We start from the raw sequence: 23,514 nt of genomic DNA on the forward strand, positions 1-23,514 counted from the left end.
CACGCTCGCGCCGGGCCCCTGCAAGAGGGCCGAGAGGTCCTCCCGCAGGGGCCCGGCGGTCACGTTGCGTTACTCGCGGGGCTTCTCGCGCATCTCGAAGGTCTCGATCACGTCGTCGACCTTGATGTCGTTGAACGACCCCAGGCCGATACCGCACTCGTAGCCCTCGCGGACCTCGGTCGCGTCGTCCTTGAACCGGCGGAGGGACTCCACCGTCAGGTTGTCGGCGACCACGGCACCGTCGCGGATGAGCCGCGCCTTCGAGTTGCGCACGATCGTGCCGCTGCGGACCAGCGAACCGGCGACGTTGCCGATGCGGGGCACCCGGAAGACCTCGCGGACCTCCGCCGTGCCGAGCTGGACCTCCTCGAACTCCGGCTTGAGCATCCCCTTGAGGGCGGCCTCGATCTCGTCGATGGCCTGGTAGATGACCGTGTAGTACCGGACGTCCACCCCCTCGCGGTTCGCCAGCTCGGTGGCCTGGCCCTCGGCCCGGACGTTGAAGCCCAGGACGATGACGTCGTCGGCCAGCGCCAGGTCGATGTCGCTCTTGGTGATGCCACCGACGCCGCGGTGGATGACCCGCAGCGAGATGTCGTCGCTCACCTCGATCTTCATCAGGGCCTCCTCGAGCGCCTCCACGGTGCCCGAGTTGTCGCCCTTGATGATCAGGTTGAGCTGACGCGTCTCCTTGAGCGCCGCGTCGAGGTCCTCGAGGCTGATCCGCTTGCGCATGGAGGCGTTCTGCGCGTTGCGGATGCGGGCCTGGCGGCGGTCGGCGATCTGCCGGGCCACCCGGTCCTCCTCGACGACCAGGAACGTGTCGCCGGCGCGGGGCACCGAGGTGAGACCCACGACCTGCACGGGGCGGGCCGGCAGGGCCTCCTTCAGCTTGTTGCCGTGCTCGTCGAGCAGCGACCGGACGCGACCGTAGGCGTCGCCGGCCACGATCGAGTCGCCCTGGCGCAGCGTGCCGCGCTGGACCAGCACCGTGGCGACGGGGCCACGGCCCTTGTCCAGCTTGCCCTCGATGACCACACCCTGCGGGTCCTGCTCGGTGTTGGCGCGCAGGTCCAGCGAGGCGTCGGCGGTCAGCAGGATCGCGGCGAGCAGGTCGTCGATGCCCTGGCGGGTCGTGGCGGAGACGTCGACGAACATCGTGTCGCCGCCGTACTCCTCGGCCACCAGGCCGTACTCGGTGAGCTGCTGCCGGATCTTGGCGGGGTTGGCCCCCTCCTTGTCGATCTTGTTGACCGCGACCACGATCGGCACGTCGGCCGCCTGGGCGTGGTTGAGCGCCTCGACGGTCTGCGGCATGACGCCGTCGTCGGCCGCGACGACCAGGACGACGATGTCGGTGACCTTCGCGCCACGGGCACGCATCGCGGTGAACGACTCGTGACCCGGGGTGTCGATGAAGGTGATCGGGCGCTCCTCGCCCTCCAGCTCGCTGACGATCTGGTAGGCGCCGATGTGCTGGGTGATGCCACCGGCCTCCCGCGCCACCACGTTGGCGTTGCGGATGGCGTCGAGGAGCTTGGTCTTCCCGTGGTCGACGTGACCCATGACGGTCACGACCGGCGGACGGATCGACCAGTCGCCCTCGTCGCCCTCCTCGTCACCGAAGGTGAGGTCGAAGGTCTCGAGGAGCTCGCGGTCCTCGTCCTCGGGGCTGACGACCTGGATGACCCACCCGATCTCGGCGCCGAGCAGCTGCAGCGTCTCGTCGTTGACCGACTGGGTCGCGGTGACCATCTCGCCGAGGTGGAACAGGGCCGTGACCAGCGCGGCCGGCTGCGCGTTGATGCGCTCGGCCAGGTCGGTCAGCGAGGCACCGCGGGGCAGCCGGACGGTCTGCCCGTTGCCGCGGGGCAGGCTGACGCCGCCCATGCTGGGCGCCGCCATGGAGTCGAACTCCTGGCGCCGCTGCTTCTTGCTCTTGCGCCCGCGGACGGGGCCACGCCCACCCGGACGACCGAAGGCACCCGCGGTGCCGGCACCGGAGCCGCCGCGACCACGGCCACGGCCACCGCCGCCACCACGGAAGCCACCGCCGGCCGGAGCGCCGCCGCCACCGGGCGCGCCACCGCCGCCGCCGGGACGGAAGCCACCGCCACCGCCACCGCCGCCGGGACCACCCGGACGACCGCGGCCGCCGGGACCACCGGGGCCACCACCGGGACGACCGGCACCGGCCGGACGCGGCGGCATCATGCCCGGGGACGGGCGCTGCGGCATCATGCCCGGGTTCGGGCGCGGACCACCGGCACCGGGGCCGGGACGCGGACCACCGGGACCGGCCGCCGGACGCGGACCGCCGGGGCCCGCACCGGGACGGGGACCGCCCGGACCGGCCGCCGGACGCGGACCGCCGGGGCCCGCACCGGGACCCGGACGCGGGCCGCCGGGACCCGCCGCCGGCGCACCGGGACGGGGCGCACCGGCCGCGGGGCCGGGACGGGGCGCGCTGCTGAAGGGGTTGTTGCCCGGACGCGGAGCCGGCCGGGGGCCGGGCCGCGGACCGGCACCGGGGGCGCCGGGAGCAGCACCGCCGGGACGGGGTCCGCTCGCGGTGCCCCCGGGACGCGGAGCGCCGGGACGGGGGCCGGCCGGAGCCGACGGAGCCGCGGGCGCCGAGGCGGCCGGGGCCTGCGGAGCCGGAGCGGGGGCCGGCGCCGCGGGAGCCGGGGTCTGGGCGGCCGGCGCCGGAGCGGCCGGACGCGGACCCGGAGCGGGTGCACCCGGCATCGGGACGCTGGACGGCGCGGTCGGCGCCGCCGGGGCCTGAGCGGCCGGAGCCGGTCGCGGCGCGGGCCGCGGACCGGGGGTCGGGGCACCGGGGCGCGGAGCGGCGGGCGCAGCGGTGCCGTTGCCGGCTCCGGTGCTCGCACCGAGGGCCTCCCGCAACCGGCGGGCCACGGGGGCCTCGACGGTCGAGGAGGCGGACTTCACGAACTCGCCCTGCTCCTTGAGCTTGGCGAGCACGGTCTTGCTGTCGACACCGAACTCCTTGGCGAGTTCGTGTACGCGGGCTTTGCCTGGCACGGGTCTCCTCTTGTGAGGCCGGCGGCTTGCCCGCTCGACCTCGTCGTCAGTGGCGCATGGTCATCGTGAGAACTTCACGGCTGAGTCATCCGACGGTGTCCTGTCGACGTGCGGACCGGCCTGGTGCCGGTCCGACCTTGAACTGCTGTCCGTCCCCGGACTCGGTCCCGGGCGCATCGAACGAGGCGCCGAGGACGTGGGCCCGGAGCGGACCGGCCTCCACCGCGGCTCGAGCACCTCCGGAGAGGCGCAGCGCCCGGGGGAAGGCCCGGCGTCGCTCCGCTGCGTTCAGGCACTCCGGCGTGGGGTGCACCGACGCTCCCCGGCCGGGGAGCCGCCGCCGGGGATCCGGGACCAGGGCCCCGGAACGGACGACGACACGCAACAGATCGGTGACCGGAGCGCGCTGCCGGCACCCCACACAGGTGCGGACCGGCTGCGACGTCCCGACCACCCCAGACTGTAGCGCGCCGGGAGTCGCCGGTGTTCCCGCCTCGGTCAGCGCCCCACCCGTCCGGGGCTGCGGCCACCCGCAGGGGGCCGGCCGGGGGCGCCGGGGCGACCACCCGCCGCCGGAGCCTGTCCCCCGGACCGCAGCGGCGGTCGCCCGACCCCGGGGGACGGCGCGGTCCCGTCGCCCTCGGCGTCGCTGCGGATGTCGATCCGGCAGCCGGTGAGCCGGGCGGCGAGGCGGGCGTTCTGGCCCTCCTTGCCGATGGCCAGCGACAGCTGGTAGTCGGGGACGACGACCCGGACGGCCTTGGCCTGGGGGTCGACGACCGTGGCGCTGGTGACCCGGGCGGGGCTCAGCGCCGAGGCGACGAAGGTGGCCGGGTCGTCGGACCAGTCCACGATGTCGATCTTCTCGCCGTGCAGCTCGCTCATGACGTTGCGCACGCGCTGGCCCATCGGGCCGATGCAGGCCCCCTTGGGGTTGAGCCCGGCGACGGACGTGCGGACCGCGATCTTCGAGCGGTGCCCGGCCTCCCGCGCGACGGCGACGATCTCCACGCTGCCGTCGGCGATCTCCGGGACCTCGAGGGCGAAGAGCTTGCGCACCAGGTTGGGATGGGTGCGGGAGATCGTGACCTGCGGACCGCGGAAGGTGCGGGCCACCGAGACGACGTAGGCCTTGAGCCGGCTGCCGTGCGGGTAGGACTCGCCCGGGACCTGCTCGGCCGGCGGCAGCACCGCCTCGACCTTGCCGATGTCGAGCAGCACGGTGCCCTGCACGTTGCGGCGGTCGTGCGCCTGCACGACGCCGCTGACGATGTCGCCCTCCTTGCCGGCGTACTCGCCGAAGGTCTGCTCGTGCTCGGCGTCCCGCAGGCGCTGCACGATGACCTGCTTGGCGGTGCCGGCCGCGATCCGGCCGAAGTCGGAGGGGGTGTCGTCCCACTCGCGCACGACCTCGCCGTCGGGGCCCAGCTCCTGCGCCAGGACCGCGGCCTCGCCGGTCTTGCGGTCCACGTGCACGCGGACGTGCTTGGCGGCGCCGTCGGCGTGCCGGTAGGCGGTCACCAGGGCCGTCTCGATGGCCTCGATGACCGTGTCGGCGGGGATGCCCCTCTCCCGCTCGACCGCCCGGAGGGCGGTCACGTCGATGTTCACTGTCCGTCCTCGATGTCGATGTCCTCGATGTCCTCGGTGTGGTCGTCGATCTCGTCGTCGACGTCGCCGTCGTGCGGCTCGTCCCCGCGCGCCCCGGGGCGGCCGAACTCGACCTGCACCCGGCCGGCGCCGAGCTCGGCCCACGGCACGTGGCGGGGCGTCGGCGGCCGCTTCTTCGCGCCCGGCTTGCCGGCTGCCTCGACGGCCAGGGTGACGCCCTCGGCGCCGACCTCCTGGATCCGGCCGGTGACCTGCTCCGTCCTCCCGGCCGGCCCGACGGCGACGACGACCAGGCGGCCGGTGTTGCGCCGCCAGTGCCGCTGCTCGGTGAGCGGCCGGTCGACGCCGGGGCTGGTCACCTCGAGCACGTACGGCGCCCGGCCCAGCTCCCCGTCGTTCTCGTCCAGCGCCGCGGACACCGCCCGGCTGACCTCGGCGATGTCGTCGAGGGTCACGCCCTCGTCCCGGTCGACGACGACGCGCACGACGCTGCGCCGTCCGGCCGGGGTGACCACGAGCTCCTCGAGGTCGTAGCCGACCGCGTCGACGACCGGCTGGATCCAGCCGGCCAGGCGGGCGGTGGCGGGATCGGTCCGGGGACTGGTGGACACGGGCTCCCTCCCTCCTGACGGCGTCGGGGCACGTGCACGGCGGACCCGGTCCCGGTCCGGGGCCCGTTCAGGCCCGGCCGGGGGTGAGTAGTGAGGTTACCGCCCGCCGCGGATGCCCGAGACCGGCGGCGGCGGTCGGCGGACGCGCCGGGGACCGGAGCGGCGTCCTGCGCCCGATCCGGGTCGGCTGCGAGGATGACGGCGATGTCCCCGTCCCCCGCTCCGCGCCCGACCGGGTTCTCCCGGCGCACGCTGCTCGCAGGCGTGGCGGGGACCGCCGGGCTGGTCCTGCTGACCGCCTGCACCGGGGACGACGGCGGGAACGCGCAGGCGGCGCCCACGCCGGAGGAGGCCGACCGGCTGGCCGAGCAGGTGGCCGTCCAGGAGGGCGTCGTGGCCGCCTACGCCGCGGCGGCCGCCGCCGACCCGGCCCTGGGGGACCGCGTCGCCGTCCAGGCCGAGCAGGCCGCCGCCCAGCTCGACCGGCTCCGGGCGGCGGCTCCCGGGGCCACCTCGTCGGCGCCGGCGGGCACCGACGGCCCGCCCCCCGGGGGCGACGTCCGGGGCTGGCTGCGCGACCGGATCGGCGCCGCCGCCGACGGGCACGAGGCGGCCTGTGCCGACCAGGCGGCCGGCCGGGCCGCCCTGCTGGGCTCGGTCGCCGCCGGCCTCCGCGGCCAGGTGGCGGTGCTCGCATGAGGAGAGGACGCCGTGGCTGACGACGCCACCTCCGGTCGGGACGACCCCGCGGCGGAGGAGGCCGCCCTCGGCCGGGTCCTGGAGGCCGAGCACGCCGCGGTCTGGGGCTACGGGGTGGTGGGCGCGGCGCTGGCGCCCGGCGGCCGGGACCCGGCGGTCCTCGCCGAGAACGCGCACCGCGACGTGCGCGACCGGCTGGCGGCGCTGCTGGACGAGCGCGGCGTCGACGCCGCGCCTTCCGCGGCCGCCTACGAGCTGCCGTTCCCCGTGCTCTCCGCCGTCGACGCCGCCGCGCTGGCCGCCGCCCTCGAGGCCGGCGTCAGCGGCGCCTGGGTCGCGCTGCTCGACGACGCCGTGGACGCCGACACCCGCGCCCTGGCGGTGCGGGAGCTGGGGGCGGCGGAGGTCCGTGCGGTCGGCTGGCGCACCGCCGCCGGCCAGACGCCGACGACGACTCCCTTCCCCGGCCTGCCCGCCGACTGACCGCCCGGGCCGCTCAGCCCAGGCCGCCGAGGAACGCGTCGGTGACGCCGACGGCCGCGCTGCTGGACTGCCCGGCCTCGACGAGGACGGCGAAGGCGATGTCCCCCTGCGGGCCGGCCAGCTGGTAGCCCACGAACCACCCGTGCGACTCCGGCGGGGTGGCCTGGCCGAACTCGGCGGTCCCCGTCTTGCCGTAGACCTCCCCGCGGTCGGCGAGCGCGGAGGCGGTACCGCTGAGGACCACCTCGCGCATCATCGGCCGCAGCGCGTCGAGCACCGCGGGCGCGGGACCGGCCGGGGCGGCGCCGGCGGGCTCCCCGCCGACCACCTCGACCGGCGCCGCGGGGGTGCCGCTGGCGATGCCGGCCGCGACGAGGGCCATCTGGACCGGGCTCATCAGCACCTGGCCCTGACCGATGGCGTTGGCCGCCTTCGTCGTCCCTGTGCTGTCCGACGGCACGCTGCCGCTGAAGAGGTCCACGGGCACCTGCCAGTCCGCTCCCACGCCGTAGGACGTCGCGGCGGCGGCCAGGGCGTCGTCGGGCAGCCCCGACGACTGCTGGATGAAGGTGGTGTTGCAGGACTCCGCGAAGGCCTCGGTGAACGGGACCGTGCCCAGGTCGAACTGGTCCTGGTTCTCGAACTCGCGGCCCTCGACGACCGTGGTCCCCGGGCACGGGACGGGCGTCTGCGGGGTGAGCGCGCCGGCGGTCAGCAGCGCCGTCGCCGTGATCGTCTTCATGCTCGACCCCGGCGGGAACTGCCCGGTCAGCGCGTTGCCGGCGTTGGCGGCCTCGTTGGAGGCGACGGCGAGGAGCTCCCCCGTCCCGGGGCGGACGACGACCAGGTGGGTGGCCAGCGGCTGGGTGGCGACCGCGGCCTCGGCGGCGAGCTGGAGGACGGGCACGATCGGCGTCTGCAGCGGCTGGCCGGGCACCGGCTCGGCGGACCCGACCTCGACCCCCTCGTCGCCGGTGCCCTCGTCGAGGCTGACGACGCTCACCGTGAAGCCGGCGGTCCCGGTCAGCTGCTCGTTGAAGGCCCGCTGCAGGCCGGAGGTGCCGAGCCGGTCACCGGCGGCGTAGAGCGGCCCGTCGTCGCCGGCGGTCTCCTCGAGGATCTCGGCGGTGGCCTCACCGATCCGGCCGAGCAGCGCGACGGCGAAGCGCGGCGAGGGGGCCAGCAGCCGCGTCTCGACGGGGAAGGTGGTCCCGGGGAGGTCGAAGACCTGGGCGCGGATGCGCTCGAAGTCCGGCCGCCGGAGGTCGATGACGGAGACGAACTGCCCCGGCTGGCCGGCCTGGACGTCGGCGGTGATCTCCTCGGCGGAGATCCCCGTCGCAGCGGAGAGCGCGGCCGCCAGGGCCGGGAGGTCGGTGACCCCGCCCGGGTCGACGCCCACCCGGACGACTTCGGTCGGGACGAAGATCGGCGCCCCGGAGGCGTCGGTCAGCGCCGCCCGCTCGGGCAGCTCCCGGCTGAGCTGCAGGTGCTGCCCCTCGGCCAGCTCCGGGTGCACGAGGGTCGGCTCGGCCACGACCTGCCAGTCGTCGCCGTCCTCGCGCAGCTGCAGGGTCGCCTCGTAGCTCCACTCCGGAGCGGCGGCGAGGTCCCAGGTGGCGGTCCAGGCGGCGGTGGCGGTGCCGTCGTCGCCGACCTCGACGTCGCCCAGCTCGGCGGCGAGCGTCGCCTCCGGCAGGTCGGTCGCGGTCTGCTCGAGCAGTGCGGTGGCGGCGTCCGGGTCGTCGGTCGCCCCGGCGGCGGCCGCGGTGTCGCCGTCGGCCCAGTCGGCCAGGAACGCCTCGGCGGCGTCGCGCACCGCGTCGTCGTCCGAGTCGCCCGAGCAGGCGGCCAGCACCGGAACCGCCAGCAGGCTCAGTGCCGAGGCCAGGACCGTTCCCCGTCGCATCCCCACGGAGTCACCTTCCCATCCCCGTCCGGCCGGGCGGGCTCAGGCGTCAGAACAACACGCTGGCGTACCGGCCGACCTCGCGGAAGCCGACCCGGGTGTAGGAGGCGCGGGCCGGGGCGTTGAAGTCGTTGACGTAGAGGCTGACCACCGGGGCGATGGCCGACCGGGCGTACTCGACGACGGCCGCGGTCCCCGCCGTGCCGATGCCGCGGCCGCGCACGGCCGGGGAGACCCAGACGCCCTGCACCTGGCAGACCGCCCGGGACACCGCACCGATCTCGGCCTTGAACAGCACCTGGCCGTCCTCGATCCAGGCCAGCGACTGCCCCGCCCGGACCAGGTCGGTCACGCGCGCCCGGTAGCCGGCGCCGCCGTCCCCGCGCAGCGGGCTGACCCCGACCTCCTCGGTGAACATGGCGACCGCGGCCGGGAAGAGGACGTCGACCTCGTCGGGGCGCACCGGGCGCACGCGGGGCTCCGGCGCGACCGCCGGTGGGCCCTCGATGGCCATGAGCGGCTGTCGCGGCCGGTGGTCGCGGGCCGGGCCCCAGTGCGGGGCGAGCAGCGCCCACAGCGGGTCGACCGCGACCGCCGGCCCGACGATCGTGGAGCACCGGCGGCCAGCCCGGCGCGCCCGCTCGGCGAAGGCCGCCGCGGCCGCCTGCTCGGTGCCCGGCAGCGCGAACGGGATCAGGTTGGCGCCCGCGAGGCACACGGCGTCCAGGTCGGGGCCGCTGCCGAAGCCCCACAGCGGAGCGCCCAGGGCCGGCGGGGCGGTGCCGGCGCGCTCGACCCGACCGGCGATCACGCAGGCGGCGACGGGATCGGTGTCGAGCAGCCGGCGGACCGCGGCCTCGTCGGCCTCGTCCAGGACGCGGGCCGTCGGCGAGCGGAGCACCGCGTCCTCAGCCGACGGTGACGACGGGCGGCCCGGAGGGGACGCCGTCGTCGGCCTGCTGGCCGGCGAGCCGCAGGGCCTCCTCGATCAGCGTCTCCACGATCTGCGACTCCGGCACGGTCTTGACGACCTCGCCCTTGACGAAGATCTGGCCCTTGCCGTTGCCCGAGGCGACGCCGAGGTCGGCCTCGCGGGCCTCGCCGGGGCCGTTGACGACGCAGCCCATGACGGCGACCCGCAGCGGGACCTCCAGGCCGTCGAGCCCGGCGGTGACCTCGTTGGCGAGCTTGTAGACGTCGACCTGGGCGCGGCCGCACGACGGGCAGCTGACGATCTCCAGGCCGCGCTGGCGGAGGTTCAGCGACTCCAGGATCTGGGTGCCGACCTTGACCTCCTCGACCGGCGGGGCCGAGAGGGAGACGCGGATGGTGTCGCCGATGCCCTTGCTGAGCAGCGCCCCGAAGGCGACGGCGGACTTGATCGTGCCCTGGAAGGCCGGGCCCGCCTCGGTGACGCCCAGGTGCAGCGGGTAGTCGCACTGGGCGGCGAGCAGCTCGTAGGCGCGGACCATGACGACCGGGTCGTTGTGCTTGACCGAGATCTTGATGTCGCGGAAGTCGTGCTCCTCGAACAGCGAGCACTCCCACAGCGCCGACTCGACCAGCGCCTCGGGCGTGGCCCTGCCGTACTTGGCGAGCAGCCGCTTGTCGAGCGAGCCGGCGTTGACGCCGATCCGGATCGGGATGCCGGCGTCCTTGGCCGCCGCGGCGATGTCGCCGACCCGGTCGTCGAACTTCTTGATGTTGCCGGGGTTCACCCGTACCGCGGCGCAGCCGGCGTCGATCGCGGCGAAGACGTAGCGCGGCTGGAAGTGGATGTCGGCGATGACCGGGATCTGCGAGTGCCGGGCGATCTCCGGCAGCGCCTCGGCGTCGTCGGTGTCGGGCACCGCGACGCGGACGATCTGGCAGCCGGCCGCGGTGAGCTCGGCGATCTGCTGCAGCGTCGCGTTGACGTCGGCGGTCTTCGTCGTCGTCATCGACTGCACGCTGACCGGCGAGTCGCTGCCCACGCCGACGCCGCCCACGTCCAGCTGCCGCGTCTTCCGGCGCGGGGCCAGGACGGGCGGAGGAGCTGCGGGCATGCCGAGACCGACGGGGATGGCCATGGCACCCAGTATCCCCCGCGCAGCCGCCGGTGCCCCGGAGACGGCTGTGACGTGCGCGGGAGGCGCTACTGCAGGGTGATCGGGTTGACGATGTCGGCCACGAGCAGCAGGCCCGACAGCGCGATGAACAACCCGGCCACCACGTAGGCGACCGGCATCAGGCGGGCGATGTCGAACGGCCCCGGGTCGGGCTTGCCGCGCCAGCGGGCCACCGTCGAGCGGGCCTTCTCGTACAGCGCCCCCGCCACGTGCCCGCCGTCCAGCGGGTACATCGGCAGCAGGTTGAACAGGAACAGCACGAGGTTGACGCTGGCCAGCAGGCTGAGGAAGAAGCTGATCTTCTGGCTCGTGCTGTAGTCGTCGATGGCGAACACCTCGCCGGAGATCCGCCCCACGCCGACCACACCGATCGGGCCGTTCTCGTCCCGCTCCTCGCCGAGGAAGGCCGCCCGGAACAGCTGCGGGACCCGCTCGGGGATCTCCACCAGCCGGTCGATCGAGCGGACGACGACGTCGCCGAAGTACGACGGCAGCTCGCCGATCGACTGGCGGGCGAAGCCGGGGACCGGGCTGATCCCGAGGTAGCCGGCGGTCATCGTGCCGTCGCCGTCGTCGTTCACGACGGTGTTCTCGATGGGGGTGACCGTGAGGTCGCGGCGTTCCCCGTCGCGCTCGATGGTGAGCGTGAGCTCCTCGCCGGGCGAGTTGCGGATGGCCTGCTGGACCGTCGTCCAGCTGTCGTGGTCCTCCGGGTCGACCGACTCACCGCCGACGGCGACGATCGTGTCGCCGGGCTGCAGCCCGGCGCGGGCGGCGGGGCTGGCGACGGGCAGCGCGCAGTTCGGGGTGCCCTCCTCGCAGACCTCGCCGGCGTCCGCCCCGCTGGTGACGATCGGGATGTCGCAGACGTCGCTGTCGTCGGCCGCCGCCCGGTCGATGCTCTGCGCGTTGGCCGGGACGACGCAGGCGGGCACCGCGCGCACCTGCGTGGTGATGACGTTGGTGCCGATGGCGGTGAGCGTGATCGCGAAGAACACGATCGCCAGCAGCAGGTTGTGCAGCGGCCCGGCCGACATGACCACGACCCGCTGCCACCAGGGCTTGGCGTAGAAGACCCGGCCCTCGTCCCCGGGGCGGACGTCGTTGAGCGCCTGCCCGCGGACCTCGGCGATGAACGTCCGCATGCGGGTGGCGCGCTTGCTCTCGCCCTCCTCGGCCGGCGGGATCATGCCGACGATGCGGATGAAGCCGCCCATCGGGATCGCCTTGATGCCGAACTCGGTCTCACCGCGGGTGCGCGAGAAGACCGTCGGGCCGAACCCGACGAAGAACTGCGGCACCCGCATGCCGAACTTCCGGGCCCACATGAAGTGGCCGTACTCGTGGAAGCCGATGGAGAACAGCAGGCCGATCGCGAACGCGACGATGCCGAGGACCGTCAGCAGGAACCCGCTCAGTGCACGCCCTCCGTCACATCTGCTGGCCGATCGCGGCGCGGGCATGCTGCCGGGCCCACCGCTCCGCGGCCAGGACGTCGTCCACGCAGGTGGGAGCGCCGAGGTCCGGCGCGTCGTCGAGGGTACGCGCGACGAGGTCCACGATGCCCCGGAACGCGAGCCGACCCGCGAGGAAGGCGTCGACGGCTTCCTCGTTGGCCGCGTTGAACATCGCCGGCACCACGCCACCGGCCTCACCGGCGCGGCGGGCGAGGCGGACGGCGGGGAACGCCTCGTCGTCCAGCGGCGCGAACTCCCACGCGGACGCGGTCGACCAGTCCAGCGCCGGCTGCACGTGCGGCAGCCGGTCCGGCCAGGCCAGCGCCAGCGCGATGGGCAGCCGCATGTCCGGCGGGCTGGCCTGGGCGATGGTGGCGCCGTCGGCGAAGGTGACCATCGAGTGGACGATCGACTGCGGGTGCACCACGACGTCGATGTCGGCGTAGGGGACGCCGAACAGCAGGTGGGCCTCGATGAGCTCCAGGCCCTTGTTCATCAGCGTGGCCGAGTTGATCGTGACGACCGGGCCCATGGCCCAGGTCGGGTGTGCGAGCGCCTGCTCGACGGTGACGTCGGCCAGGTCGTCGGCGCTGCGCCCACGGAAGGGCCCGCCGCTGGCGGTGAGCACCAGGCGGGCCACCTCACCGCGGTCGCCGCCGCGCAGGCACTGGGCCAGCGCGGAGTGCTCGGAGTCGACCGGCACCAGCTGGCCGGGGGCAGCCGCGGCGAGCACCAGGTCGCCGCCGGCGACCAGGGACTCCTTGTTGGCCAGCGCGACGGTGCGGCCCGCGGCGAGCGCGGAGAGGGTGGGGCCGAGGCCGATCGACCCCGTGATGCCGTTGAGGACGACGTCCGCCGGCCGGGCGGCGAGCTCCTCCGCGGCGCGCGGACCGGCGAGGATCTCCGGCAGCGCGTACTCCCCCGTCGCCCAGCCGCGCTTCGAGGCCGCCGCGTAGAACGCCAGCTGCAGGTCCTGCGCGGCCGTCGCGCGGGCGACGGCGACGGTGCGGACGCCCAGCGTCAGCGCCTGGTCGGCCAGCTCCCCGACGTTCCCGCCGCCCGCGGCGAGGCCGGTGATGCGCAGCCGGTCGGGGTTCTGCTCGGCGACGGCGATCGCCTGCCGCCCGATCGACCCGGTCGAGCCGAGCACCGTGACCTCACGCGGTGTCACGGTTCGCTCCTGCGGCCCGCTCCGCTCCTCGCGACCATGCCCAGGCCTCCTCCGCGGTCGGTCCGCTCCTCGCTCGTTCCTCGCTGCGATGCTCCCTCCCTGTCGGCGCCCGCCTCGCTGCGATGCTCACGCGCCTGTCCGCTCACGCCGCTCATCCTCCCCGACGACGCGCCCCGGCCTCGTGCGGTAGGCGCGCGGGCGGACTGGCAGTATTGGTCAGGCGGCGAGCTTGCGAGCCGGCCGAGGACACAGCAGCGTCGCGAGCGGGCGCGACGAGCGCAGCGAGGAGAGCACGTGAGCGAGCAGACCCACCGGGACCGGATCACGATCGACCACCCCGACACCGAGCGGGTCAACCAGCCCAACCGCGAGGAGGGCGTCGTCCGCGCCGACTCGCACCCGGTCCAGCACGAGCGGCCCGAGGAGTGGGGCTGGCACGGCGAGACCGGTCGGGCCGGCCGGTTCGGCGCCTGGATCGCCGTGCTGTTCATGTTCGCCTACCTCGTGGGCAACCACGAGGGCCGGGTCGAGGACATCTGGGTCGTCGGCATCGGCGTCGGCATGATCGTGATCCTGATCTGGGACTGGCGGCGCCGGAAGAACGCCTGGCGCGCGAAGTGACCTGAGCCGAACGGCTCCAGGAGGCCCGTCCCCGTCCGGGGGCGGGCCTCCTGTGCGTTCCGGACCTGCGGTGGGGTACCTGCCCCGGCGGGGGCTCAGGTGGCGGTGACGCCGATCGCCAGGCCGATCAGGTAGGTGGCCAGGCTGGCCAGCGCCCCGAACAGGAGCTGCCGGCCTCCGGCGAACCACCACGGCCGCGGGGTGAAGCGGGAGGAGAGCGCACCGGCCACCGCGAGGCCCAGCCCCCCGGAGAGCAGCGCCACCCACAGCAGCGTCGAGCCCAGCAGGTACGGCACGAGCGGGACGGCCGCGCCCACGGCGAAGGTCAGCAGCGAGGACAGCGCCGCCGCCCGCGGCGACGGCTGGTCGTCGACGGTCACGCCCATCTCGGCGACGACGTGCAGCCGCAGCGCCGTCTCCGGGTCCCGGGAGAGCTGGACGGCGACCTGCTGCGCGAGGTCCTCGTCGACCCCGCGGGTGCGCAGCTGGTGGACCAGCTCCTGGAGCTCGCCGCCCGGGTTGCGCTGCAGCTCCCGGCGCTCCTTGGCGACCTCGAGGTCGAGCTGCTCGTTCTGCGTCTTCACCGAGGTGTACTCGCCCAGGGCCATCGAGATGGCACCGGCCACGAGACTGGCGACGCCGGCCAGCACGATCGCCCGGGGCGCCGCTCCCCCGCCGCCGACGCCGGCGACGAGCGCGGTGTTGGTGACCAGCCCGTCCATCGCGCCGAAGACGGCCGGCCGCAGCCACCCGCCGGAGACGTCGGCGTGGGTGTGCCCGTGGGTGTCGGTCTCCTCCGCCGCAGAGGCGGTCACTCGTCGCCCTCCGCGCCGAGCTCCATCGGGGGCTCGAGCGGCTCCGGCGGGACGACGGCGACGCTGGGGACGCCCTCGGCCAGGTCGGCCGCGGCGAGCTGACCGCAGGCGCCGTCGATGTCCTGTCCGCGGGTGTCGCGCACCGTCGTCGGCACACCGGCGGCGCGCAGCCGGGCCACGAACACGCGCTGCGCGGGCAGCGGGCTGGCGTCCCACGGGCTGCCCGGCGTCGGGTTCAGCGGGATCAGGTTGACGTGCGCCCGCCGGCGGGCGAGCAGCCGGCCGAGCATGTCGGCCCGCTCCGGCTGGTCGTTCACGTCGCGGATCAGGGCGTACTCGATCGAGTACCGGCGGCCGGTGCGCTCGGCGTAGGCGTCGGCGGCGGCGACCACCTCGGCGACCTTCCAGCGGGTGTTGATCGGCACGAGGGTGTCGCGCAGCTCGTCGTCGGGGGCGTGCAGGCTCACCGCGAGGGTGACCGACAGGCCCTCCTCGGTGAGCTTCCGGATCCCGGGCACCACGCCGACGGTGGAGACGGTGATCGACCGCTGCGACAGACCGAGGCCGTGCGGGGCGGGGCTGTACAGCGCCTGGAGGGTCGTGCGGACGCGGGCGTAGTTGGCCAGCGGCTCGCCCATCCCCATGAAGACGACGTTGGACAGCCGGCCCGGGCCACCGGGCAGGTCGCCGTCGGCCATCGCCCGCGCGGCGGCGACCGCCTGGCCGATGATCTCGGCGGCGGACAGGTTGCGGGTCAGCCCGCCCTGGCCGGTGGCGCAGAAGGGACAGGCCATGCCGCAGCCGGCCTGGCTGGAGATGCAGACGGTGGCGCGGTCCGGGTAGCGCATGAGGACGCTCTCGACCAGCGCGCCGTCGTGCAGCCGCCACAGGGTCTTGCGGGTGCGCCCGCCGTCGGCCGCCTGGTGCCGGACCGGGGTGAGCAGGCCGGGCAGCAGCGCCGCGGTGAGGGTCTCCCGGGCGGCGGCGGGGACGTCGGTCATCTGCGCCGGGTCCGTGGTGCCGCGGTAGAAGTGCCGGGACAGCTGGTCGGCGCGGAAGGCCGGCTGGCCGAGTTCGGCCACGGCGGCGCGCGCCTCCTCGCGGGTGAGGTCGGCGAGGTGGCGGGGCGGCTTGCCCCGGCGGGGGGCGTCGAAGACCAGGGGCAGGGCTGTCATGGCGTCGTCCATGGTCCCACTAGCGTGCGTCGGGTGGCCGACGCCGAGAGGGAACTCACCCCGGCGGTGGACGACGTCGGCGTGGGCCCCTGGGAGGGGCCGTGGCCCGACGACCCCCGTTACGACCCCGAGCTGCTGGCGCACGGCGACCGGCGCAACGTGGCCGACCGCTACCGCTACTGGACCGTCGAGGCGGTCGTGGCCGAGCTGGACACCCACCGGCACCCGTTCCACGTCGCCATCGAGAACTGGAAGCACGACCTGAACATCGGGACGGTCGTGCGCACCGCCAACGCCTTCCAGGCCGCCGGCGTGCACGTGGTCGGCAACCGGCGGTGGAACCGCCGCGGGGCGATGGTCACCGACCGGTACGTGCACGTGCACCACTCCCCCGACGTCGCGGCGCTCGCCGCCTGGGCCCGGGAGGAGGGGCTGCCGGTGCTCGCCGTCGACAACCTGCCCGGTGCCCGGCCGCTGGAGACCGAGCCGCTGCCGCGCGCCTGCGTGCTGCTGTTCGGGCAGGAGGGCACCGGCCTGTCCGACGCCGCCCGCGACCTGGCCGACGGCGTGCTGTCGATCGCCCAGTACGGCTCGACGCGGTCGATCAACGCGGGCGTGGCGGCCGGCATCGCCATGCACGCCTGGATCCGGCAGCACGGCGGGCCCGCTCCGGCGTGACAGCGGCGGCCGCAGCGGCGAGGCTGCCGGACATGAGCCGCCTCGCCGACGTCGACCTGTCGCTGCGCCTGGACAAGAAGGAGGCCAAGGAGCAGCTGCACGCCGCCCAGCGCCGCCTCGTGCAGCTGCGGCTGCGCCTCGGTGGCCAGCTGGGTGGCGAGCTCGGCCCGCCGCTGTGCGTGCTCTTCGAGGGCTGGGACGCCTCCGGCAAGGGCGGCGCCATCAAGCGGCTGGTCGAGGAGCTGGACCCTCGGCACGTGCGGGTCGCCCAGTTCGCCGCCCCCACGCACGACGAGAAGCGGCACCACTTCCTGTGGCGGTTCTGGCCCGTGCTGCCCGGCTGGGGCGGGATGGCCGTGCTCGACCGCACCTGGTACGGCCGGGTGCTGGTCGAGCGGGTGGAGGGCTTCGCCCCGGAGGCGGCCTGGCAGCGGGCCTACGGGGAGATCGTCGACCTGGAGACCTCGCTCGCCGCCGAGGGCGTGATCCTCGTCAAGTTCTGGATGCACGTCTCGCCCGAGGAGCAGCTGCGCCGGTTCGAGTCCCGCCGCGACGACCCGCTGCGGGCGTGGAAGCTCACCGACGAGGACTGGCGCAACCGCGAGAAGCGCGGCGCCTACGAGGCCGCGGTCGAGGAGATGCTGCACCGCACCGACATCCCCGTCGCGCGCTGGCACGTGGTCGCCGGCGACGACAAGCGGTGGGCGCGGGTGTTCGTGGTGCGCACGGTGTGCGAGGCCATCGAGACGGCGCTGCGCGACCGCGGCATCGACCCCGACGCCGCATGAGCCCGCTCGTCCACCTGATCGAGCCCGCCGACTGGCACGCCGCGCAGGAGACGGGAGCGGTGCGGCCGCCCTCGCTGGACGACGTCGGCTTCGTGCACCTGTCCACGCCGGACCAGGTGCACCTGCCGGCGGCCCGGCTGTTCCCCGGCCGCCGGGACCTGCTGCTACTCGTCGTCGACCCGGAGCGGCTGTCCGACCCGGTCCGGTTCGAGCCCGGGGCGCCGGGCGATCCGGAGGCGATGCGCTTCCCCCACCTGTACGGCCCGCTGCCGGTCTCCGCGGTCGTCGCGGTCGTGCCGTACGAACCGGGCGTGGCCCTGCCCTAGACCGGCACGACCCAGGACAGCAGCAGCCAGGCGACCGCGGCCGAGGGCAGCAGCGAGTCCATCCGGTCCATGAGACCGCCGTGGCCGGGCAGCAGGTTGCCCATGTCCTTGATGCCGAGGTCCCGCTTGATGAGGGACTCCCCCAGGTCGCCGAGGGTCGCGCTCACGGCCAGGGCCGCGCCGAAGAGCACGCCGCCCCACCACGGCCCGTCGAGCGCCAGGGTGACGATCGGGGTGGCGACGGCGATGCAGGCCAGCACCGAACCGGCCATCCCCTCCCAGGACTTCTTGGGGCTCACCGTGGGGGCCATCGGGTGCTTCCCGAAGAGCACGCCGGCGGTGTAGCCACCCACGTCGTTGCCGACCACGGTGGCGATGAACAGGATCACCCGGGTGGCGCCGTCGTCGGGCACCAGCAGCAGGACGGCGAAGCCGGCCAGCAACGGCACGTAGAGCGCGACCAGCACCCCGGTGGAGGCGTCGCGCAGGTAGCCCACCGGACCCTCGCCCAGCCGCCACAGCAGCACGGCGAGCACGGTCAGCAGGAAGGCGACGACCAGCCCGGTCGCGCCCCGGGTCCAGGCGAGCACGACCATCGCCACGGCACCGACCAGGACCGGGACCAGCGGCGGAGCGGCGTCTCCGGCCCGCAGGGCGCGGGTGAGCTCGACGACCGACACGAGGACGGCGGCCCCGACCACGACCAGGAACGCCGGGCGGTAGACCAGCAGCGACACCAGGATGACCGCGCCGAGCCCGAGCCCCACGCCGATCGCGGCGGTGAGGTTCCGGCCGGCCCGGCCGGTCGCCGGCGCCGCCGCGGGGACCTCCTGGGTCGGCTCCCCGACGTCGGCCGGCGACACCTCCGCCGCCGGGACCCCGACGGCCTGCGCCTCCACGGTCGGCGCCCCGCCGGCGGGCGGGACGACCGGACGCGCGGGCACGGCGATCTCGGCCGTCGGGGGGACGACGGGCGCGTCCGGCACGGGCGGCCGCCCCGGGCGGCCGCTCAGCGGGAGCGGACCGGTGTCGGACTCGCGTCTCATGGCGGCGGTGGTGGAGTCGCTCAGACCTCGAGGAGCTCGCTCTCCTTGTTCTTGACCGCGTCGTCGATGGCGCTCGTGTGCTGGGCGGTGAGGTCGTCGAGCTCCTTCTCCGCGCGGCGCACGTCGTCCTCGCCGGCCTCGCCGTCCTTGGCGATGCGGTCGAGCTCCTCCTTGCTGCGGCGGCGGATGTTGCGGATCGCGACCTTGGCGTCCTCGCCCTTGGCCCGGGCCATCTTCACCAGGTCGCGCCGCCGCTCCTCGGTGAGCTGCGGGAAGACCACGCGGATGATCTGGCCGTCGTTGGTCGGGTTGACGCCCAGGTCGCTGTCGCGGATGGCCTTCTCGATGGCGCCGAGCTGGCCGTTGTCGTAGGGCTTGATGACCGCCATCCGGGCCTCGGGCACGGTGATGCTGGCCATCTGCGCCACCGGGGTGGGCGCGCCGTAGTAGTCGACGACGATCCGGTTGAACATGGACGGCGCGGCGCGACCGGTCCGGACCGACCCGAGGTCCTCCCGAGCGACCGACAGGGCCTTGTCCATCCGCTCCTCGGCGTCGAGCAGGGTGTCGTCGATCACGGGTCTGTCCCTCCTGCGGGCGGCGCCTCGGTGGGCCGCCTCTCCTCTGTGCTCCGGTGTGCCGTCAGCGCCGTGTCCGAGCGTGCTCGCTCAGGCGGGCGTGCTGATCAGCGTGCCGATCCTCTCACCCGCGACCGCCCGGGCGATGTTCCCGTCCTGGAGCAGGTTGAACACGACGATCGGCATCCGGTTCTCCATGGACAGGCTGATGGCCGTCGCGTCGGCGACCTTGAGCTCGTCGGCCAGGACGGTGCCGTAGTCCAGGTCGGTGTAGAGCTTGGCGTCGGGGTTCCGCCGGGGGTCGTCGTCGTAGACGCCGTCGACGCCGTTCTTGGCCATGAGCAGCACCTGGCAGCCGATCTCCAGCGCGCGCTGGGCGGCCACGGTGTCGGTGGAGAAGTACGGCATGCCGGCACCGGCGCCGAAGATGACCAGCCGGCCCTTCTCCAGGTGGCGGACGGCCTTGCGCGGGATGTAGGGCTCGGCGACCTGTCCCATCGTGATCGCCGTCTGCACCCGGGTCTCCAGGCCGACCTGCTCGCAGAAGGCCTGCAGCGCCAGGGCGTTCATGACCGTGCCGAGCATGCCCATGTAGTCGGCGTGCCGGCGGTCCATCCCGGCCTGGGCCAGCTCGGCACCGCGGAAGAAGTTGCCCCCGCCGACGACGATCGCCACCTGGGTCCCGGCGTGGACGACGTCGGCCAGCTGCTGGGCGATGCTGTGCACGATCCCGGAGTCGACGCCCACCTTGCCGCCCCCGAAGGCCTCACCGGAGAGCTTCAGCAGCACCCGCTGGTAGCCGGTGCCGTCGGCGGGCTGGAAGGCGGTGGGGGCGGACACGGTGTCGGTCAACTGTTCAGTCCCTCGTTCGACGACGTTCGGCGGTGATCCTGCCCGATGTGCCCGGGTCCCACAGCCGGGCCCGGACACACCACCGGCCCCGCCCCCAGGGAGGGGACGGGGCCGGTGATCATGCTGTGCTGCGCTGCTCAGGCCTGGCCGACCTCGAAGCGGGCGAACCGCTCCACGGTCAGGCCGGCCTCGTCGACGATCTGCTTGACCGTGCGCTTGGGCTCGGTGATCGACGGCTGCTCGAGCAGGACGAAGTCCTTGTAGTAGGCGTTGACCCGACCCTCGACGATCTTGGTGATCGCCTGCTCGGGCTTGCCCTCCTCCTTGGCGGTCTGCTCGGCGACGCGACGCTCGGTCTCGACCGCCTCGGCCGGGACCTCCTCGCGGGTGAGGTAGCGCGGGCGAGCCGCGGCGATGTGCATCGCCAGGCTGCGCGCGGCCTCCTCGGAACCGCCGCTGTACTGCACGGCGACACCGATCCCCGGGGGGAGGTCGGTGGCCCGCTTGTGCAGGTACGTGGCGGTGGTGCCCTCGAAGACGGCGAAGCGGGACAGGACCAGCTTCTCGCCGATGCGGGCCGACTCGGCCTCGATCAGCGCGGCGACGGTCTGGCCGTCGACGTCGAGGGCCAGCAGCGCCTCGACGTCGGCCGGCTTCTGGGCCAGGACGATGTCGAGCAGCCGCTCGCCGAGCTTGACGAAGTCGGCGTTCTTGGCGACGAAGTCGGTCTCGCAGTCGATCTCGAGCAGGGCGCCGTCCTTGCTGACGACGATGCCGTTGGTCGTCGAGCGCTCGAGGCGCTTGCCGACGTCCTTGGCGCCCTTGATGCGCAGGAGCTCGACGGCCTTGTCGAAGTCGCCGTCGGCCTCGGTGAGCGCCTTCTTGCAGTCCATCATGCCGGCGCCGGTGGCGTCGCGGAGACGCTTGACGTCGGCTGCGGTGAAGTCAGCCATGTCCTCTTCCTCGGAAGTGTCGATGCGTGGGGGAGCCTGGAAGGCCCCCTCGCAGGGTCCCGCCGCGAGCGTGCGAGCGACGGGGGGCGAGGGGGTCCTCAGTCAGCCGTTCTGGGCGCCCTGGGTGCCGGTCTCGGTGCTGCCGGTGGCGGGCACGCCCTCGACCGGGGCGACCTCGTCGGCGGTGACCGTCGGCGGGACGGCCGGCGTCTCGGGCAGCTCGGTGGCGGTCGCCTCGCCGGTCTGGCCGGTCAGCAGCTCGCGCTCCCAGTCGGCCAGCGGCTCGCCGCCGCCGATCGCGGGCTGGGCGCCGTCCTCGCGGCCGGCGTTGGCCTCCGCGGCCGAGCGGGCCATGAGGCCCTCGGCGACGGCGTCGGCGACCACGCGGGTCAGCACCGAGATGCTGCGGATCGCGTCGTCGTTGCCCGGGATCTTGTAGTCGACCTCGTCGGGGTCGCAGTTGGTGTCGAGGATCGCGACGACCGGGATCTTCAGCTTGCGCGCCTCGCCGACGGCGATGTGCTCCTTCTTGGTGTCCACGATCCAGATGGCGCTGGGCACCTTCTTCATGTCGCGGATGCCGCCGAGGGAGCGCTCGAGCTTGGCCTTCTCGCGGCTGAGGACGAGCTGCTCCTTCTTGGAGAGGCTGACCAGCACGCCGGTCTGCTCCATGTCCTCGAGCTCCTTCAGGCGCTCGAGGCGCTTGAAGACGGTCTGGAAGTTGGTGAGCATGCCGCCCAGCCAGCGCTGGTTGACGTAGGGCATCCCGACCCGCGCGGCCTGCTCGGCGATCGGCTCCTGCGCCTGGCGCTTGGTGCCGACGAAGAGGATCGACCCGCCGTGCGCGACCGTCTGCTTGACGAACTCGTAGGCGTTGTCGATGTACCCGAGCGTCTGCTGCAGGTCGATGATGTAGATGCCGTTGCGCTCGGTGAAGATGAACCGCTTCATCTTCGGGTTCCAGCGACGGGTCTGGTGCCCGAAGTGGACGCCGCTGTCGAGCAGCTGCTTCATGCTGATGACTGCCATGGTGGTCTCTCTGTGGCGCACGCGACCGCGGGCGGTCGCGCGTCTCGGTTGTCGCGGGCACCGGGTGGTGCGCCGCCCTGGCGCCCCGGGAGCCACACCACCCCGCGGAGGACCGCGGGGACCGAGGTGGCGACCACCCCGCTGGACTGCGGCGGGGTACGGGGGCGCGCGAAGTCGACCCGCCTGGACGGGTCGCACCGGCCAGCATACGCCCCGGCCCGGGCAGCTCCCCCGGCCGTCCACCGGGCTGCCGTTCGTCCACATCCTCCGTCCCGTCACCCCCGCGGGAGCCGCCGCCGGCCAGGGTCCGGGTGTGCCGTCCCGCCTGCTCGCCGTGCTGCTCGCGCTCGGCTGCCTGCTCGCCCCCGCTCCGGCGGTCGCGGAGCCGGTGGCACCGGTCCCCGCCGGGTCGCTGTGGAGCCCGCCGCTGGCGGCACTCGACGTCACCCGGCCGTTCGAGGCGCCGGCCTCGCCGTACGGGCCGGGGCACCGCGGCGTCGACCTGGCGGCGGCCCCAGGAGTCGCGGTGCTGTCCGCCGGGGACGGCGTCGTCGCGTTCGCCGGGATGGTCGCCGGCCGGCCGGTGGTCAGCGTCGACCACCCCGGCGGCCTGCGGACGACGTACGAGCCGGTGCACCCGACCGTCGGCGCGGGGCAGGCGCTGGCCCGTGGCTCACCCCTCGGCACGCTCGCCGCGGGGCACGGGGGCTGTCCCGCGGAGGCGTGCCTGCACTGGGGTCTGCGCCGGGGCGAGACCTACCTCGACCCGCTGCTGCTGCTCCGCCCGCCGAGGGTCCGGCTGCTCCCCCCGGCGTGAGCTGTCCCGCTCGTCAGCAGCCGGCGCCTAGCGTCCTCCCCATGACCGACGTGGATCGGGAGGCGTACCTCGACTCGGTCCTGATCGGTGGTCGCGAGCCGGTGACGATCGTCGTGACCGACCCCGACCCGGAGTGGCCCGCACGGTTCCGAGCCGTCCGCGACCGCATCCGGGCAGCCCTCGGGTCCGCGGCCCTGGACGTCGAGCACATCGGGAGCACCTCCGTGCCGGGGCTCGCGGCCAAGCCGATCGTCGACGTGCTGGTCGTGGTCGCCGACGTCGAGGACGAGCCGGCGTACCTCCCGGCGCTGGAGGACGCGGGCTTCGTCCTCCGTGTCCGCGAACCGGAGCACCGGATGGTCCGCACCCCCGGCCGGGACGTGCACGTGCACCTCTACGCGGCGGGTCACCGGGCGATCGCCGACTACCTCGATCTCAGGGACTGGCTCCGCCACGACCGGGCGGACCGTGAGCTGTACGCCCGGACCAAGCGTGACCTGGCCCGGAGACCGTGGTCGGACATGAACGACTACGCGGACGCCAAGACCGACGTGATCCGTGAGGTCCTCCAGCGGGCGCGCTCCTGGCGCGCGACCACCGGGGACCGGCGCTAGGTGTACCGAGCCATCAGGTTGGTGCCAGGCGGCTGACCGGTGGCTGACCGCCGAGTGCGCTGTGGCGGCGCTGAGTGTTGTAGTGCTCGATCCAGGGAGCAAGTGCGGCGGCGCGCTGGTCGTTGCTG

At 74.4% G+C, this 23,514-nt stretch carries 25 protein-coding genes and 1 pseudogene; 8 read left to right on the forward strand and 18 right to left on the reverse strand.

Annotated features, from left to right (window positions below):
* Positions 1-69: 69 nt before the first annotated feature.
* The 5 genes and pseudogenes from infB to rimP all read right to left on the reverse strand — a co-directional run bounded on the left by infB (position 70) and on the right by rimP (position 5,267).
* Complete coding sequence (gene infB / locus DQ240_RS24160; protein ID WP_233498917.1) at positions 70-1,905, reverse strand: translation initiation factor IF-2; 1,836 nt, start codon at positions 1,903-1,905, stop codon at positions 70-72.
* Between the two features lie 993 nt (positions 1,906-2,898).
* Positions 2,899-3,045: pseudogene (locus tag DQ240_RS24340) on the reverse strand (translation initiation factor IF-2 N-terminal domain-containing protein); the annotation flags it as partial.
* Positions 3,046-3,130: 85 nt separating this feature from the next.
* The gene (locus tag DQ240_RS22355; RefSeq protein ID WP_113841920.1) at positions 3,131-3,499 is read right to left on the reverse strand and encodes a YlxR family protein; all 369 of its coding nucleotides are present in this window, start codon (positions 3,497-3,499) and stop codon (positions 3,131-3,133) included.
* Positions 3,500-3,543: 44 nt separating this feature from the next.
* A complete protein-coding gene (gene nusA, locus DQ240_RS22360) occupies positions 3,544-4,656 on the reverse strand; it encodes a transcription termination factor NusA (protein WP_113841921.1) in 1,113 nt (370 codons plus the stop codon).
* Positions 4,653-5,267, reverse strand: a complete 615-nt coding sequence (rimP, locus tag DQ240_RS22365) for a ribosome maturation factor RimP (RefSeq protein WP_113841922.1) — start codon at positions 5,265-5,267, stop codon at positions 4,653-4,655. Before rimP ends, nusA begins: the two co-directional genes overlap by 4 nt.
* A 204-nt stretch (positions 5,268-5,471) precedes the next feature.
* On the opposite strand from rimP, the gene DQ240_RS22370 reads away from it, so the two are divergent.
* Both DQ240_RS22370 and DQ240_RS22375 read left to right on the forward strand, forming a co-directional pair.
* Positions 5,472-5,966: a hypothetical protein gene (locus DQ240_RS22370; protein WP_113841923.1), complete on the forward strand. Its 495-nt coding sequence runs from the start codon at positions 5,472-5,474 to the stop codon at positions 5,964-5,966.
* A gap of 12 nt (positions 5,967-5,978) precedes the next feature.
* Positions 5,979-6,449 (forward strand): ferritin-like domain-containing protein, encoded by a 471-nt coding sequence (locus tag DQ240_RS22375; protein WP_113841924.1) that lies wholly within the window; start codon positions 5,979-5,981, stop codon positions 6,447-6,449.
* Between the two features lie 13 nt (positions 6,450-6,462).
* Here the strand turns inward: DQ240_RS22375 and DQ240_RS22380 are convergent, their stop codons facing one another.
* The 5 genes from DQ240_RS22380 to dxr form a co-directional block, all read right to left on the reverse strand.
* Positions 6,463-8,358, reverse strand: coding sequence for a penicillin-binding transpeptidase domain-containing protein (locus DQ240_RS22380; protein WP_113841941.1), 1,896 nt, complete (start codon positions 8,356-8,358; stop codon positions 6,463-6,465).
* A gap of 49 nt (positions 8,359-8,407) precedes the next feature.
* Complete coding sequence (locus DQ240_RS22385) at positions 8,408-9,259, reverse strand: DUF4081 domain-containing GNAT family N-acetyltransferase (RefSeq protein ID WP_113841925.1); 852 nt, start codon at positions 9,257-9,259, stop codon at positions 8,408-8,410.
* 7 nt (positions 9,260-9,266) lie between these two features.
* A complete protein-coding gene (gene ispG, locus DQ240_RS22390; RefSeq protein WP_369832030.1) occupies positions 9,267-10,403 on the reverse strand; it encodes a flavodoxin-dependent (E)-4-hydroxy-3-methylbut-2-enyl-diphosphate synthase in 1,137 nt (378 codons plus the stop codon).
* Between the two features lie 89 nt (positions 10,404-10,492).
* A complete protein-coding gene (locus tag DQ240_RS22395) occupies positions 10,493-11,929 on the reverse strand; it encodes an RIP metalloprotease (RefSeq protein WP_113841926.1) in 1,437 nt (478 codons plus the stop codon).
* Entirely contained in the window at positions 11,898-13,094 is a 1,197-nt protein-coding gene (dxr, locus tag DQ240_RS22400; RefSeq protein WP_113841927.1) for a 1-deoxy-D-xylulose-5-phosphate reductoisomerase, read from the reverse strand. The genes DQ240_RS22395 and dxr overlap by 32 nt, the downstream gene beginning before the upstream one ends.
* A gap of 294 nt (positions 13,095-13,388) precedes the next feature.
* Between dxr and DQ240_RS22405 the strand changes: the two genes are divergently transcribed.
* Positions 13,389-13,715 carry a DUF2631 domain-containing protein gene (locus tag DQ240_RS22405; protein ID WP_113841928.1) on the forward strand — a complete coding sequence of 109 codons (327 nt, stop codon included), beginning with the start codon at positions 13,389-13,391 and terminating at the stop codon, positions 13,713-13,715.
* 95 nt (positions 13,716-13,810) lie between these two features.
* Here DQ240_RS22405 and DQ240_RS22410 read toward each other — a convergent pair whose 3' ends face one another.
* Both DQ240_RS22410 and rlmN read right to left on the reverse strand, forming a co-directional pair.
* Positions 13,811-14,530, reverse strand: a complete 720-nt coding sequence (locus DQ240_RS22410; RefSeq protein WP_113841929.1) for a VIT1/CCC1 transporter family protein — start codon at positions 14,528-14,530, stop codon at positions 13,811-13,813.
* Complete coding sequence (gene rlmN / locus DQ240_RS22415) at positions 14,527-15,705, reverse strand: 23S rRNA (adenine(2503)-C(2))-methyltransferase RlmN (RefSeq protein ID WP_113841943.1); 1,179 nt, start codon at positions 15,703-15,705, stop codon at positions 14,527-14,529. The genes DQ240_RS22410 and rlmN overlap by 4 nt, the downstream gene beginning before the upstream one ends.
* Before the next feature lie 33 nt (positions 15,706-15,738).
* On the opposite strand from rlmN, the gene DQ240_RS22420 reads away from it, so the two are divergent.
* From DQ240_RS22420 to DQ240_RS22430, 3 genes are read left to right on the forward strand one after another with little or no spacing between them, the layout of a single operon-like run.
* Positions 15,739-16,383: an RNA methyltransferase gene (locus DQ240_RS22420; RefSeq protein ID WP_199589471.1), complete on the forward strand. Its 645-nt coding sequence runs from the start codon at positions 15,739-15,741 to the stop codon at positions 16,381-16,383.
* A gap of 32 nt (positions 16,384-16,415) precedes the next feature.
* Positions 16,416-17,171, forward strand: a complete 756-nt coding sequence (locus DQ240_RS22425; RefSeq protein WP_113841931.1) for a polyphosphate kinase 2 family protein — start codon at positions 16,416-16,418, stop codon at positions 17,169-17,171.
* Positions 17,168-17,497, forward strand: a complete 330-nt coding sequence (locus tag DQ240_RS22430; RefSeq protein WP_113841932.1) for a DUF952 domain-containing protein — start codon at positions 17,168-17,170, stop codon at positions 17,495-17,497. Before DQ240_RS22425 ends, DQ240_RS22430 begins: the two co-directional genes overlap by 4 nt.
* On the opposite strand, the gene DQ240_RS22435 is transcribed toward DQ240_RS22430, so the two are convergent.
* From DQ240_RS22435 to rpsB, 5 genes are all read right to left on the reverse strand, one after another.
* On the reverse strand, positions 17,494-18,543 hold the full coding sequence (locus tag DQ240_RS22435) for a phosphatidate cytidylyltransferase (protein ID WP_233498914.1): 1,050 nt from the start codon (positions 18,541-18,543) through the stop codon (positions 17,494-17,496). The two genes, DQ240_RS22430 and DQ240_RS22435, sit on opposite strands and share 4 nt — an antisense overlap.
* A gap of 20 nt (positions 18,544-18,563) precedes the next feature.
* Positions 18,564-19,121, reverse strand: a complete 558-nt coding sequence (frr, locus tag DQ240_RS22440; protein WP_113841933.1) for a ribosome recycling factor — start codon at positions 19,119-19,121, stop codon at positions 18,564-18,566.
* A gap of 90 nt (positions 19,122-19,211) precedes the next feature.
* Complete coding sequence (gene pyrH / locus DQ240_RS22445; protein ID WP_113841934.1) at positions 19,212-19,973, reverse strand: UMP kinase; 762 nt, start codon at positions 19,971-19,973, stop codon at positions 19,212-19,214.
* 137 nt (positions 19,974-20,110) lie between these two features.
* Positions 20,111-20,926, reverse strand: a complete 816-nt coding sequence (tsf, locus tag DQ240_RS22450; RefSeq protein ID WP_113841935.1) for a translation elongation factor Ts — start codon at positions 20,924-20,926, stop codon at positions 20,111-20,113.
* Positions 20,927-21,028: 102 nt separating this feature from the next.
* Complete coding sequence (gene rpsB, locus DQ240_RS22455) at positions 21,029-21,955, reverse strand: 30S ribosomal protein S2 (protein WP_113841936.1); 927 nt, start codon at positions 21,953-21,955, stop codon at positions 21,029-21,031.
* Between the two features lie 313 nt (positions 21,956-22,268).
* On the opposite strand from rpsB, the gene DQ240_RS24170 reads away from it, so the two are divergent.
* Positions 22,269-22,772, forward strand: coding sequence for a peptidoglycan DD-metalloendopeptidase family protein (locus DQ240_RS24170; RefSeq protein ID WP_233498915.1), 504 nt, complete (start codon positions 22,269-22,271; stop codon positions 22,770-22,772).
* Positions 22,773-22,813: 41 nt separating this feature from the next.
* Positions 22,814-23,386 (forward strand): GrpB family protein, encoded by a 573-nt coding sequence (locus DQ240_RS22465; protein WP_113841938.1) that lies wholly within the window; start codon positions 22,814-22,816, stop codon positions 23,384-23,386.
* A 13-nt stretch (positions 23,387-23,399) separates the two neighbouring features.
* On the opposite strand, the gene DQ240_RS22470 is transcribed toward DQ240_RS22465, so the two are convergent.
* Positions 23,400-23,514: integrase core domain-containing protein (locus tag DQ240_RS22470; RefSeq protein ID WP_147262063.1), on the reverse strand; the 115-nt coding region annotated here is incomplete at its 5' end.

The sequence above is a fragment of the Blastococcus sp. TF02A-26 genome, assembly GCF_003319125.1.
Classification (GTDB): Bacteria; Actinomycetota; Actinomycetes; order Mycobacteriales; family Geodermatophilaceae; genus Trujillonella.

What these genes read in the sequence shown, in the direction of transcription:
- infB (WP_233498917.1), bottom strand. Translation starts at nt 1,905, where the DNA reads ATGGCGGCGCCCAGCATGGGCGGCGTCAGCCTGCCCCGCGGCAACGGG.
- DQ240_RS22370 (WP_113841923.1), top strand. Translation starts at nt 5,472, where the DNA reads ATGTCCCCGTCCCCCGCTCCGCGCCCGACCGGGTTCTCCCGGCGCACG.
- DQ240_RS22380 (WP_113841941.1), bottom strand. Translation starts at nt 8,358, where the DNA reads ATGCGACGGGGAACGGTCCTGGCCTCGGCACTGAGCCTGCTGGCGGTT.
- ispG (WP_369832030.1), bottom strand. Translation starts at nt 10,403, where the DNA reads ATGCCCGCAGCTCCTCCGCCCGTCCTGGCCCCGCGCCGGAAGACGCGG.
- DQ240_RS22395 (WP_113841926.1), bottom strand. Translation starts at nt 11,929, where the DNA reads ATGCCCGCGCCGCGATCGGCCAGCAGATGTGACGGAGGGCGTGCACTG.
- rlmN (WP_113841943.1), bottom strand. Translation starts at nt 15,705, where the DNA reads ATGACAGCCCTGCCCCTGGTCTTCGACGCCCCCCGCCGGGGCAAGCCG.
- DQ240_RS22425 (WP_113841931.1), top strand. Translation starts at nt 16,416, where the DNA reads ATGAGCCGCCTCGCCGACGTCGACCTGTCGCTGCGCCTGGACAAGAAG.
- DQ240_RS22430 (WP_113841932.1), top strand. Translation starts at nt 17,168, where the DNA reads ATGAGCCCGCTCGTCCACCTGATCGAGCCCGCCGACTGGCACGCCGCG.
- DQ240_RS22435 (WP_233498914.1), bottom strand. Translation starts at nt 18,543, where the DNA reads ATGAGACGCGAGTCCGACACCGGTCCGCTCCCGCTGAGCGGCCGCCCG.
- tsf (WP_113841935.1), bottom strand. Translation starts at nt 20,926, where the DNA reads ATGGCTGACTTCACCGCAGCCGACGTCAAGCGTCTCCGCGACGCCACC.
- rpsB (WP_113841936.1), bottom strand. Translation starts at nt 21,955, where the DNA reads ATGGCAGTCATCAGCATGAAGCAGCTGCTCGACAGCGGCGTCCACTTC.
- DQ240_RS22465 (WP_113841938.1), top strand. Translation starts at nt 22,814, where the DNA reads ATGACCGACGTGGATCGGGAGGCGTACCTCGACTCGGTCCTGATCGGT.